Genomic DNA, 11,940 nt, shown 5'->3' with positions numbered 1-11,940 from the left:
CCTTGGACTGGCCTCCAGCATCAACCTTGCCACGTGGGGAAGGTCAATAGCCCAGGCCGGCTCGCTTCAACTCAAGCCCATTGTGCCCCATGGCGATGCGGTATTTGTTGATCTGCCCAGCCTGCAGGTTCAAGCGGGTGCTGCGTTGGTCCTCGATACCCGGGGCGCAGCCAGGCGCTTGCCCTGGCAACAGACGCAAGCGCACGTCCACCGGGCCGGGTGGCAGGTTGAAGGAGGTCGATTGTTCCTGGAATACACGTCCAGAGAGCTGATCGTTGAGGTAGATGCCGATTTCGCAGCTGGTGGCCACCTCCAGGCGCTCGCGGGAAATGATCAACACGCTGTAGTCCGAGTTGCCCTCGGCGTAAGCGGGGGGCGTGGCGGCCAATGCGCCCAGCAACCCGACAACGCCCACTGCTGCCCTGAACATGAGAAATCTCCTACTTGCCAAATCATCAAAGGCGCAGCTTGGCCGAGGTCAAGGCAGATTTCCAGCCCGGCCGTTTACCGCAGAACTTGACCTTGACCCGATGGCAAGGTTGAAACTGAGGCAAATCCTGAAAGGAGGTAACCTCGATGCAAGTGTTCAACGTACAAGGCATGACCTGCGGCCACTGCGTGAAAGCGGTGACCCGAGCGGTGCAGGAACAGGACCCACAGGCGCGTGTTGAAGTCGACCTGGCTGGCAAGCAGGTGCGTGTGCAGAGCGAGCTGGGGAGCGAACGGATTCTGCAAGCGATCCGCGAAGAGGGTTATCAGGCCGAGATGGCGTGAGGATGGGGGCGCACCGCGCCCCACCCTGGAGGCGGCCTGCCAGCGACAACACAGAGTAATCGACGCCAAATCGCCGGGTTTTTGTTGCAAATGTTTTCATACTCAGGCCATCCGCAGCAGGTAGACTTACGCGCTTGCTTAGCCTGCTATGGATTCCTGATGAACCTGAGAATGGTGCTGATCCTGGGCGCATTGAGTGCGTTCGGGCCCTTGGCGATCGACTTCTACCTGCCCGCCTTCCCGGCCATGGCGCAGGCTTTCGCCACCGATGAACAACATGTCCAGACTACCCTGGCGGCCTATTTCCTCGGGCTGTCCATTGGCCAGTTGGCCTACGGCCCGATCGCCGACCGCTTTGGCCGGCGCAAACCGCTGCTGTTCGGTGTGGCGTTGTTCACCGTTGCGTCCTTGGCCTGCGCGTTCGCGCCCAACCTCGACACGCTGATCCTGGCGCGTTTCGTCCAAGCGTTGGGGGGCTGTGCCGGTATGGTCCTGTCGCGCGCCATCGTCAGCGACAAGTGCGATGCGGTGGCGTCGGCCAAGGTGTTCTCGCAGTTGATGTTGGTCATGGGCCTGGCACCGATCCTTGCGCCGATGCTCGGTGGGGTGCTGGTGAACCTTGCCGGCTGGCAGTCAATCTTCCTGACCTTGAGCCTGTTCAGCGCGGCCTGCCTGCTGGCAGTTGGCATGGGCCTGCCGGAAAGCCTGCCTGCGCACATACCCCGGCAGCCGCTGTCTGGCGCCTTGCGTCAGTATTTCCGGTTGCTCAGCGACCGGGTGTTCCTGGGGCATGCCCTGACGGGAGGCATCGCCATCGCTGGGATGTTCGCCTACATTGCAGGTTCTCCGTTCGTATTCATCAAGCTCTACGGCGTGCCTGCCGAGCATTACGGCTGGTTCTTCGGTGCCAACGCCGCGGGCTTCATCCTGGTTGCACAGGTCAATGCCCGCTTGCTGGCCAAGCGTGGTCCTGCCTTCCTGCTGGTGCGCGCCGTCTGGATGTATCTGGCGGCAGGTTTGGTGTTGCTGGGCGTGGCGGCCACGCGGCCGACGCAGTTGTGGCCGCTGCTGGTGCCTTTGTTCGTGTGCATTGCCAGCCTGGGGTGCATCATTCCCAATGCGTCGGCTTGCGCCATGAACGGTCAGGGCGCGCGGGCAGGCAGCGCCTCGGCCCTGATGGGGTGCTTGCAGTTCAGTGTCGCCGCAGGCGCGGCGGCACTGGTCGGGCTGTTGCATGATGGCAGCGCGGTACCGATGGCCATGGTGATCAGCTTGTGTGGCGCACTGGTGGTCAGTGTCGCGCTGCTGACCCGGTACTTGCAGGCCAGGCGTCCGGCATGAGCGTGTGAGGTGCCTTCAGGCGGGTTTCCAACGTGGCGACGAAGGCACGCGCCTCGGCTTCACTGCGGAAACTCACCTTGTGCTGATCGAGTTGAACCTGCCAAGGGCAGTTGGGGTTTCGGCTTGATGCAGTGACGACAATCTTCATCGCGGCATACCTCTGAGGGGGCCGGATCAGTGTAGCGCTGTGCCGAGCGCATGCCATGACCGGCTATGGTGTCCTGACTGACGGTCCTGAGGTGCCACCTCCGTGCCCCTTGCAATGCCAGGTGCAATGCCTGGAATCATGTCGAACCTTCGCTTTTGTTTGCGCTACTTTGGGAAGCCTGTTGTCGGCAGTATCTGCGAAGGCAGCGGGCGATCTTTCCTCCAGCTTCGTCTGTAATCCTTCTAGCTTGCGGTTTTGTCACGCCCCATCAGGCGCTGGCCGGGTCTGCTGTGGATAACCCAGGGGTTTCCAGGGTCGGTGCACCCACGGCACGGCCCCCGTACCTGGCAATCCTGAATGGGTGTTTGCCGGGCATATACTGGCGGCGGGGCCAGCGGCAGTGAGTCATGTTTCCCTGCCAGGGGGGGCAGACGAAGTGCTGGTGATGCGTGTTGCCACGGTTGGCCATTGGAAACCAAAGTGAGCTTGCAGGGAGTTACCAGGACATGAAAGCAGCCAGCAGCATAAGCCAGATCGCCGGCCTGATGGCAGACCCTAAGCGCAGCGCCATGCTATGGGCGCTGATAGACGGCATACCGCGGCCAGCCGATGAGCTGGCAGTGATGACTGGGCTGACCTCATCCTCGGCGTGCGCGCACCTTTCCCTGTTGTCCTCGGCAGGGTTGCTCAGGTTGGAAGCCAGGGGGCGCAAGCGCTATTTCCGGCTGGCGACGCCTCAGGTGGGGGCGGCGGTCGAGGCCTTGGCCAGCGTGCAACTGGAAAGCGCCAGGGGCGCCGGGGCGAAGGCGGCGCCATTGCAGGTACCGTTGTCAATGCGCAGGGCACGCCGTTGTGGCGATCACCTTGGCGGAGAACTGGCAAGCGAGCTGTACCATCGGCTGGTGGTCGCGGGCTGGCTGGAGGGGGCAGGGCAGCAGTTGCTCGTCAGCGAGCAGGGCCGGGCGGAACTGGCCGCCATTGGCGTCTATATCGAGGCCTTGGCGCCGTGCCAGCAGCGCGCAAGCGCACTCTGTCACTGCAACGAATGGAGCGACCAGGGGCCGCATATCGGCGGAAGCCTGGGTCAGGCGATGTTCAAGCTGTTCCTGCAGTCGGGGTGGATTCGCGAGCCGAAAGGCACACGAGCGTTGCACATATCCGCCATGGGCATTCAGCACATCAATCAGATCGCCCGGGTGAAGACGTTGCAGGTGGGGTAATCAACCACCTGCAATGCCAGGTGTGGTCGATCAGCGAACGAGGCGGGCGTCGAGGCTGTTCTGCGCCAGGCGACGGGCCTGGTCTTCGGTCATGCCCAAGTGTGTGTGCAGGGCATGGAAGTTTTCGGTGACATAACCGCCGAAGTAGGCCGGGTCATCCGAATTGACCGTGACCTTCACGCCGCGCTCCAGCATGTCGAGGATGTTGTGTTGGCCCATGTGTTCGAACACGCAAAGCTTGATGTTCGACAGTGGGCAGACGGTGAGCGGAATCTGTTCGTCGATGATGCGTTGCATCAGGCGTTCGTCCTCGATGGCGCGTACGCCATGGTCGATACGCTGGATCTTCAACAGGTCGATGGCTTCCCAGATGTACTCGGGTGGGCCTTCCTCGCCTGCGTGTGCCACGGTCAAGAAGCCCTCGGCGCGGGCGCGGTCGAAGACGCGCTGGAACTTGCTGGGTGGGTGGCCTTTCTCCGAGCTGTCCAGGCCAACAGCGATGAACGCATCGCGGAATGGCAGGGCCTGGTCGAGGGTCTTTTGCGCTTCTTCCTCGCTGAGGTGGCGCAGGAAGCTGAGGATCAGCCCGCTGGAAATCCCCAGTTGCTCACGGCCATCCTTGAGCGCCTGGTTGATGCCATTGAGCACCACTTCGAAGGGGATACCTCGGTCGGTGTGGGTCTGTGGGTCGAAGAAAGGCTCGGTGTGGATTACGTTCTGGGCTTTGCAGCGTTGCAGGTAAGCCCAGGTCAGGTCGTAGAAGTCCTGTTCGGTGCGTAGCACGTCCGCGCCTTGGTAATAGAGGTCGAGGAATTCTTGCAGGTTGTTGAAGGCATAGGCACTGCGCAGCGCCTCCACATCCCCCCAGGGCAGGGCGATCTTGTTGCGCTCGGCCAGGGCGAACAGCAGTTCGGGCTCCAGCGATCCTTCAAGGTGCAGGTGCAGTTCGGCCTTGGGCAGGGCGTTCAACCATTCATACATAGGGGGTTATCTCAATCAGGTACGGTTGCCGCCATTCTACAGGGCCTGGCCGGGCAATGCGCCCAGCCAGGCCTGTGTTGCCTCAACCAGCGATCAGTTGGGCGGCTGCCTGGCGGTGGTCGGCGATGAGGCCCTGGATGTCCAGGCCCTCGATCTGGCCGTCGATGACGCGCCACTGGCCGCCGACCATGACCCGGTCGGCACGGTCGGCGCCGCAGAGCAGCAGCGCCGAGAGCGGGTCGTGGCTGCCTGAGAAGCGCAGCTCATCGAGTTTGAACAGGGCCAGGTCGGCCTGTCTGCCGGGGGCCAGCTCACCGATATCCTGGCGGCCCAGCAGGCGTGCGGAGCCTTGGGTGGCCCAGCCGAGGGCGCGTTCGGGGGTGATCTGTTCGGCACCGTAGCGCAGGCGCTGCAGGTAAAGCGCCTGGCGAGCTTCCAGGATCATGTTCGAGGCATCGTTGGACGCCGATCCGTCCACGCCCAGGCCCACCGGAGCACCGGAGGTCTCGAGCTCCACGGTCGGACAGATGCCCGATGCCAGGCGCATGTTCGAGCTGGGGCAGTGGCAGATACCGGTGCCTGCAGCGCCCAGGCGGGCCATTTCATCGCCGTTGAAATGAATACCATGGGCCAGCCAGGTGCGTGGACCGAGCCAGCCGACGCTGTCCAGGTAGTCGACGGTACGCAGGCCAAAGCGCTGCAGGCAGAAGTCTTCTTCGTCGAGGGTCTCGGCCAGGTGCGTGTGCAGGCGCACGTCCAGCTCTTCGGCAAGGGTTGCGCTGGCACGCATGATTTCCGGGGTGACCGAGAACGGCGAGCAAGGCGCCAGGGCGATCTGGATCTGCGCGCCGTCACCGCGCTCGTGGTAGCTGTGGATAAGCCGTTGGCTATCGGCCAGGATCACTTCACCTTGTTGCACCGTCTGCTGAGGCGGCAGGCCCCCGTCGGCTTCGCCCAGGCTCATTGAGCCTCGGGTCAGCATGGCGCGCATGCCCAGCTTACGCACGGCCTCGACCTGCACGTCGATGGCGTTGTCCAGGCCTTGGGGGAACAGGTAGTGATGGTCGGCCGCGGTGGTGCAACCGGACAGCAGCAACTCTGCCAATGCTACCTGGCTTGCCAGTTCCAGCTTGGCCGGTGTCAAGCGTGCCCAGACCGGGTAAAGGGTCTTCAGCCAGGGGAACAATGGTTGGTTCACCACTGGCGCCCAGGCCCGGGTGAGGGTTTGGTAGAAGTGGTGGTGGGTATTGATCAGGCCGGGCAGTACGACGTGCTCGCGGGCGTCGAAAACCTGCTCGCAAGGTTGGCTGGGGCTTTCACCAAGGGCCAGGAGTTCGCGGATACGGCCGTCTTCGATCACCAGTCCGCCGCGGGCGTCGAGGGTGTTGGCGGTGAAGATGGCAAGGGGGGATTTCAACCAGATACGGGTCGCAGGCATGGTGCCGGCTCCTCTGAAAGTGGGTTCAGGTTAGCCAGCTCAGTGTTGCCCTGTCTGCTGATCCAGGTCCGCCGCGTGGGCGAGGCTCCGAGTCTACTGCCTCGCCTCGCGGCTTTCAATTCACCAGGTCAGGCTCTCGCCTTTGTAGTTGATGAAGCGCAGACCGGCATTGCCACGTTGAGCTTCGATTTGCTCGACCATGCCACGGGTGCTGGTCAGCACGTCGATTTCGGCGTTTTCGCCACCCATGTCGGTTTTTACCCAGCCCGGATGCATGGCCAGCACGCAAAGATCGGGACGCTGCGCCTCGACCACCAGGAAGCTGTTGATCATCGAATTCAGCGCAGCCTTGCTGGCCTTGTACAAGCACAGTTCGCTGCCATCGGGAATGGTCACGCTGCCCAGGATCGAACTCATGAAGGCCAGTACACCGCTCCCTTCGCGCACTTGGCCAACCAAACGGCGGGCGACACGGATGGGCGCAACGGCATTGGTCATGAACAGGTCGCCAACATCGGCTGCCTGCACGCCGTCCACATCCTGGGGCAGAGGCCCCATGACGCCCGCATTGACGAATACAAGATCGAACACCTCACCCTGAAGGCTTTGCTTGAGCGCATCGAGCTGGGTGGTGTCGTTCATCTCCAGTTGTTCGATGCGTACGCCGGGCACCTGGCGCAGTGTGTCGGCCTTCTGCGGATCACGCACCGTTGCGATGACCTTCCAGCCCTTTTCGTGCAGACGCTGTACCAGGCCTAGGCCCAGTCCACGCGAAGCGCCAATGACAAGGGCGGTTTTTTGAAGGGACATTGGGGACTCCTTGAGCGTTGGAGGAGAGGGATATTGAGCATAATTCAGCCGGGCAGAAGCTGCCCGATCTGAATTTGGTTAAAAAATGGCCACCTTTGCCAGGCCGTGTGCCGCCGGGCACTGCACTCATTGGCTAACGGGTTATCCACAGGCTGCTCCACAGTTAATGTGTGCAACCGATCGGGGTATGATTCGAGACCGGTGGCAAAGTGCTGGGGATAAGTCTTGACCCTTCAGACGTTTGCAGCTGTCATCAAACGGTGATCAAAATATGATCAAAGCGCTGGAGCCCTTTGATAACGGGCGCTGCCGGGGAGTGCTCATAGCTTATCCACAGGCAGGCCCACAGTTGTTGTGAGCAAGCTTCAGCCGATTTCCAGAATGATCCGGCCGCGGCTCAGGTCTGCCAGTTGCTGCTGCAAGGTGGGTATGTGTGCCTGGCCTGCGGCGATGCGCAGGTCGACTCCATTGGCGGTGAACTGTTCGTCCAGCACCAGCCCATCCACTTCGGCCAGGCGCAGTTTCACCAAGGCCAGCTCGCTGAAGGTGCAACTGCAGGTGTATTCACTGCGTTGGACCAACAACCTTTTCGGCGCTTGTTGCAAGCATTTGTTGGCACCTCCGCCGTAGGCCCGGGCCAGGCCGCCTGTGCCGAGCTGGATACCGCCGTACCACCGAATGACCAGCACCACCACTTGGTCGCAGTCCTGCGCCTCGATGGCCGCCAGGATCGGCCGCCCGGCCGTGCCGCCAGGTTCGCCGTCGTCGCTGCTGCGGTATTGCGCGCCCAGTTTCCAGGCCCAGCAGTTGTGGGTGGCGGCCAGGTCGCTGTGGCGTTCGATGAAACTCATCGCCTCGGCGGGGCTAGAGATGGGGCCGGCGAGGGTGATGAAGCGGCTCTTGCGGATTTCCTCGCGAAACTCGCAGAGGTCAAGCAGGGTAGAAGGCATAAGTGGCTATGAGGCGCTCGGCGTGATGCCGCAGCCCTTGAGAATGATGTGGATAAGGTTGTTGCTGGCGTCTTCCATGTCTTGCTTGGTCAGGCGGCTGCGGCCGGTGACCTGGCAGATCTGTGTGGCGAAGTCGGCATAGTGCTGGGTGCTGCCCCACAGCAGGAAGATCAGGTGTACCGGATCGACCGGGTCCATCTTGCCGGCGTCGATCCAGGCCTGGAACACCGCGGCCCGGCCTCGGAACCACTCACGGTAGTCGGCGCTGAAATACTCGGTGAGGCAAGTACCGCCGCTGATCACTTCCATGGCGAAGATTCTCGACGCTTGTGGGTTGCGCCGGGAGAACTCCATCTTGGTGCGGATGTACTGGCTCAGCGCCACAGCCGGGTCGTCATCGACGCTGAGGGCGTTGAAGGTGCTGTCCCACAACTCGATGATGTTGCTGAGCACCGCGATATAAAGGCCAAGCTTGTTGGTGAAGTAATAATGCAGGTTAGCCTTGGGCAGCCCGGCTTTCAGCGCGATGGTATTCATGCTGGTGCCTTTGAAACCATGGCGCGCGAATTCGTCTTCGGCTGCCTGGATGATGGCCTGTTCGTTTTTCTGGCGGATGCGGCCAGCGGGCTTGCCTGAGGCAGAGAGGCGATGCGCAGGGACTTCAAGGGTCATGGACGATTCCGTACGGGTCAGTGGCTGCGGCTGTCGGACAAGATTACCTTCCTGCGCCGAACTGACAAGCGTTAGCGTCAGAGACAGGCATCAGCGCGTCGCTGCCAGGCTTTCGAGGAAGCTTTCCAGTACCAGATTCGGCCGGCGTCCCTTGCGGGTCACCCAGCTCAGGCTCAGGTCATAGAAGCGTTGGCCGGGTTTCAGCGCGCGCAGTCGGCCCTGCTGGACCCAGAAGCTGGCGTAGTGGTCGGGCAGGTAGCCGATGTAGCGTCCGGTCAGGATCAGAAAGGCCATGCCTTCGCGATCCGATGCACTAGCGGTGCAGTGCAGGGCCTGATAGTGAGCCTGGATGTCGCTTGGCAGGCGGAACGTAGGGGCGATAGCTTCCTGGCTGTTGAGGCGTGCGTCGTCGATTTGCTGGTCATCGGCGTAGAACAGTGGGTGCCCCACCGCGCAATAAAGCAGCGAACGCTCGCTGTACAGGGGTTCGTATTCCAATCCTGAAAGAGGGCTGGTCTGCGGTACCACGCCGACATGCAGGCTGCCGTCGAGCACACCCTGCTCGACCTGGCTGGGGGCGATCATACGGATGTTGATGCGCACGTCGGGGCCCCGGTCCTTCAGTTCTGCCAGGGCGTGGGTGATGCGCATGTGCGGCAGGGTCACCAGGTTGTCGGTCAGGCCGATGTTCAGCTCGCCACGCAGGTGCTGGTGCAACCCGTTGACCTCGGTACGAAAGGTCTCCAGGGCGCTGAGCAACTGCAGCGCCGAGTGATACACCTCGCGTCCCTCCTCGGTAAGCGAGAAGCCGGCGCGTCCGCGCTGGCACAGGCGCAAGCCCAGGCGTTGCTCCAGATCGTTCATCTGCTGGCTGATGGCCGAGCGCCCGATGCCCAAGACGTTCTCGGCGGCAGAGAAACCACCGCACTCGACTACGCTGCGGTAGATCTTCAGCAGACGAATGTCGAAATCGCTGACTTGTGCGAGAGGGTCGGGACGTCGGCTCATAAGTTTAGTCTTGTTCAATCTGAAGATTAGAAATGTTGGCTTTTTCAGACTTTATCGCCGTGCCAACTTAGCTGCAACAACATCCATCGTTGCCTAATCGTCTCTCGAGGAACCGCCGATGAACATGCCGGAAACCGCCCCTGCAGGAATGGCCAGCCAGCTCAAGCTGGATGCGCACTGGATGCCTTACACCGCCAACCGCAACTTCCAGCGCGACCCGCGTCTGATCGTGGCTGCATCGGGCAACTACCTGACCGATGACAAGGGCCGCAAGATTTTCGACGCCCTGTCGGGCCTGTGGACCTGCGGCGCCGGTCACACGCGTCAGGAAATCACCGAGGCGGTCGCACGTCAGCTCGGCACCCTGGATTACTCCCCCGCGTTTCAGTTCGGGCACCCGCTGTCGTTCCAGTTGGCTGAGAAAATCGCCGAGCTGACCCCGGGCGACCTGAACCATGTCTTCTATACCAACTCCGGTTCCGAGTGCTGCGACACCGCGCTGAAGATGGTACGTGCCTACTGGCGCCTGAAGGGCCAGGCCACCAAGACCAAGATCATCGGCCGCGCCCGTGGCTACCATGGTGTGAACATCGCTGGCACCAGCCTCGGTGGCGTCAACGGCAACCGCAAGATGTTCGGCCAGCTGCTGGACGTCGACCACCTGCCTCACACCGTGCTGCCGGCCAACGCCTTCTCCAAGGGCTTGCCGGAGGAGGGCGGAATCGCCCTGGCCGACGAGATGCTCAAGCTGATCGAACTGCACGATGCCTCGAACATCGCCGCAGTCATCGTCGAGCCCCTGGCCGGTTCGGCTGGCGTGTTGCCGCCACCGAAGGGGTATCTCAAGCGTCTGCGCGAAATCTGCACCCAGCACAACATCCTGCTGATCTTCGACGAAGTGATCACCGGCTTCGGCCGCATGGGCGCCATGACCGGCTCCGAGGCCTTCGGCGTGACCCCTGACCTGATGTGCATCGCCAAGCAGGTCACCAATGGTGCCATCCCGATGGGCGCGGTGATCGCCAGCAGCGAGATCTACCAGACCTTCATGAACCAGCCGACCCCGGAATACGCCGTGGAATTCCCACACGGCTACACCTACTCGGCTCATCCAGTGGCCTGTGCCGCCGGTATCGCCGCGCTCGACTTGCTGCAGAAGGAAAACCTGGTGCAATCGGCTGCCGAGCTGGCGCCGCACTTCGAGAAGCTGCTGCATGGCGTCAAGGGCACCAAGAATATCGTCGATATCCGCAACTACGGCCTGGCTGGCGCGATCCAGATCGCTGCCCGTGATGGCGATGCCATCGTCCGTCCGTACGAGGCGGCGATGAAACTGTGGAAAGCCGGCTTCTATGTGCGCTTCGGGGGCGACACCCTGCAGTTCGGGCCAACCTTCAACACCAAGCCGCAGGAGCTGGACAGCCTGTTCGATGCGGTAGGCGAAGCCCTGAACCAGATCGACTGACCTTTCCGACTTTGACGTAGGGCGCGTGCTCAGCACGCGCCTGGCTCAACCCTCTTTATCTGGAGTTATGCATGAGCATTGTTCAGCACCTGATCCACGGCGAGCTGGTTACTAAAGGCGAGCGCACTGCCGATGTGTTCAACCCGTCCACTGGCCAGGCAGTTCGAAAGGTCGAGCTGGCCAGTCGTGCAACCGTTCAGCAAGCCATCGATTCGGCCAAGGCTGCCTTCCCGGCCTGGCGCAACACCCCGCCTGCCAAGCGTGCTCAGGTCATGTTCCGCTTCAAGCAGTTGCTGGAGCAGAACGAAGCCAAGATCTCGCAGATGATCAGCGAAGAGCACGGCAAGACCCTGGAAGACGCCGCTGGTGAACTGAAGCGCGGTATCGAGAACGTGGAGTTCGCCTGTGCTGCCCCTGAAGTGTTGAAAGGCGAGTACAGCCGCAACGTTGGCCCGAATATCGATGCCTGGTCCGACTTCCAGCCGCTGGGTGTGGTTGCCGGTATCACCCCATTCAACTTCCCGGCCATGGTTCCGCTGTGGATGTATCCATTGGCCATCGCTTGCGGTAACGCATTCATCCTCAAACCCTCCGAGCGCGACCCGAGTTCCACGCTGTTCATTGCCCAGTTGCTGCTTGAGGCCGGTTTGCCAAAAGGCATCCTCAACGTGGTCCACGGTGACAAGGAAGCCGTGGATGCGCTGATCGAGGCGCCTGAGGTCAAGGCGCTGAGCTTCGTGGGTTCGACCCCGATCGCCGAGTACATCTACGCTGAAGGCACCAAGCGCGGCAAGCGTGTGCAGGCGCTGGGCGGAGCCAAGAACCATGCGGTACTGATGCCGGATGCCGACCTGGACAACGCGGTCAGTGCACTTATGGGCGCGGCGTATGGTTCGTGCGGCGAGCGTTGCATGGCGATTTCGGTCGCGGTCTGCGTGGGTGACCAGGTGGCCGATGCGCTGATTGCCAAACTGGAGCCGCAGATCAAGGCACTGAAGATTGGTGCCGGCACTGCTTGCGGTCTGGACATGGGCCCGCTGGTAACCGCTGCGGCTCGCGACAAGGTGGTCGGTTATATCGACGACGGCGTTGCCGCTGGTGCCAAACTGGTGGTCGATGGCCGTGGCTACCGC

13 protein-coding genes (1 of these 13 cut by a window edge) are annotated in these 11,940 nt (G+C 62.0%); 5 read left to right on the top strand and 8 right to left on the bottom strand.

What is annotated here, in order from left to right; genetic code table 11:
- Nucleotides 1–43: 43 nt before the first annotated feature.
- Nucleotides 44–430 carry a hypothetical protein gene (locus VXM67_RS23705; RefSeq protein ID WP_023382487.1) on the bottom strand — a complete coding sequence of 129 codons (387 nt, stop codon included), beginning with the start codon at nt 428–430 and terminating at the stop codon, nt 44–46.
- A 146-nt stretch (nt 431–576) separates the two neighbouring features.
- Here VXM67_RS23705 and VXM67_RS23700 point away from each other — a divergent pair, with 146 nt between their 5' ends.
- Nucleotides 577–774: a heavy-metal-associated domain-containing protein gene (locus VXM67_RS23700; protein ID WP_023382486.1), complete on the top strand. Its 198-nt coding sequence runs from the start codon at nt 577–579 to the stop codon at nt 772–774.
- 159 nt (nt 775–933) lie between these two features.
- Entirely contained in the window at nt 934–2,115 is a 1,182-nt protein-coding gene (locus VXM67_RS23695; RefSeq protein ID WP_186599070.1) for a multidrug effflux MFS transporter, read from the top strand.
- On the opposite strand, the gene VXM67_RS23690 is transcribed toward VXM67_RS23695, so the two are convergent.
- Nucleotides 2,066–2,263: a hypothetical protein gene (locus VXM67_RS23690; RefSeq protein WP_081669694.1), complete on the bottom strand. Its 198-nt coding sequence runs from the start codon at nt 2,261–2,263 to the stop codon at nt 2,066–2,068. The genes VXM67_RS23695 and VXM67_RS23690 overlap by 50 nt on opposite strands.
- A 506-nt stretch (nt 2,264–2,769) precedes the next feature.
- On the opposite strand from VXM67_RS23690, the gene VXM67_RS23685 reads away from it, so the two are divergent.
- A complete protein-coding gene (locus tag VXM67_RS23685; protein WP_027907509.1) occupies nt 2,770–3,483 on the top strand; it encodes a helix-turn-helix transcriptional regulator in 714 nt (237 codons plus the stop codon).
- A 30-nt stretch (nt 3,484–3,513) separates the two neighbouring features.
- Here VXM67_RS23685 and VXM67_RS23680 read toward each other — a convergent pair whose 3' ends face one another.
- The 6 genes from VXM67_RS23680 to VXM67_RS23655 form a co-directional block, all read right to left on the bottom strand.
- Nucleotides 3,514–4,464 (bottom strand): adenosine deaminase, encoded by a 951-nt coding sequence (locus tag VXM67_RS23680; RefSeq protein WP_023382482.1) that lies wholly within the window; start codon nt 4,462–4,464, stop codon nt 3,514–3,516.
- A gap of 82 nt (nt 4,465–4,546) precedes the next feature.
- Nucleotides 4,547–5,902, bottom strand: a complete 1,356-nt coding sequence (locus VXM67_RS23675; protein WP_023382481.1) for an 8-oxoguanine deaminase — start codon at nt 5,900–5,902, stop codon at nt 4,547–4,549.
- A 120-nt stretch (nt 5,903–6,022) separates the two neighbouring features.
- Nucleotides 6,023–6,712, bottom strand: coding sequence for an SDR family oxidoreductase (locus VXM67_RS23670; protein WP_023382480.1), 690 nt, complete (start codon nt 6,710–6,712; stop codon nt 6,023–6,025).
- Nucleotides 6,713–7,077: 365 nt separating this feature from the next.
- A complete protein-coding gene (locus VXM67_RS23665) occupies nt 7,078–7,662 on the bottom strand; it encodes a YigZ family protein (RefSeq protein WP_023382479.1) in 585 nt (194 codons plus the stop codon).
- A 6-nt stretch (nt 7,663–7,668) separates the two neighbouring features.
- A complete protein-coding gene (locus tag VXM67_RS23660) occupies nt 7,669–8,334 on the bottom strand; it encodes a TetR/AcrR family transcriptional regulator (protein ID WP_023382478.1) in 666 nt (221 codons plus the stop codon).
- A 90-nt stretch (nt 8,335–8,424) separates the two neighbouring features.
- The gene (locus VXM67_RS23655) at nt 8,425–9,342 is read right to left on the bottom strand and encodes a LysR family transcriptional regulator (RefSeq protein ID WP_023382477.1); all 918 of its coding nucleotides are present in this window, start codon (nt 9,340–9,342) and stop codon (nt 8,425–8,427) included.
- Between the two features lie 118 nt (nt 9,343–9,460).
- On the opposite strand from VXM67_RS23655, the gene VXM67_RS23650 reads away from it, so the two are divergent.
- Nucleotides 9,461–10,807, top strand: coding sequence for an aspartate aminotransferase family protein (locus VXM67_RS23650; RefSeq protein ID WP_023382476.1), 1,347 nt, complete (start codon nt 9,461–9,463; stop codon nt 10,805–10,807).
- 71 nt (nt 10,808–10,878) lie between these two features.
- Nucleotides 10,879–11,940 carry the 5' portion of a CoA-acylating methylmalonate-semialdehyde dehydrogenase gene (locus tag VXM67_RS23645; RefSeq protein WP_023382475.1) on the top strand. Its footprint extends 432 nt past the window's final position, so only the first 1,062 of its 1,494 coding nucleotides appear in the window; the start codon lies at nt 10,879–10,881; its stop codon lies beyond the right edge, outside the window.

It is taken from the genome of Pseudomonas sp. Rh2 (genome assembly GCF_040762985.1).
GTDB classification, from domain to species: domain Bacteria; phylum Pseudomonadota; class Gammaproteobacteria; order Pseudomonadales; family Pseudomonadaceae; genus Aquipseudomonas; species Aquipseudomonas taiwanensis.
Note: the sequence above shows the minus strand (reverse complement) of the source record. Positions and strands in the feature narration are given on the sequence as shown.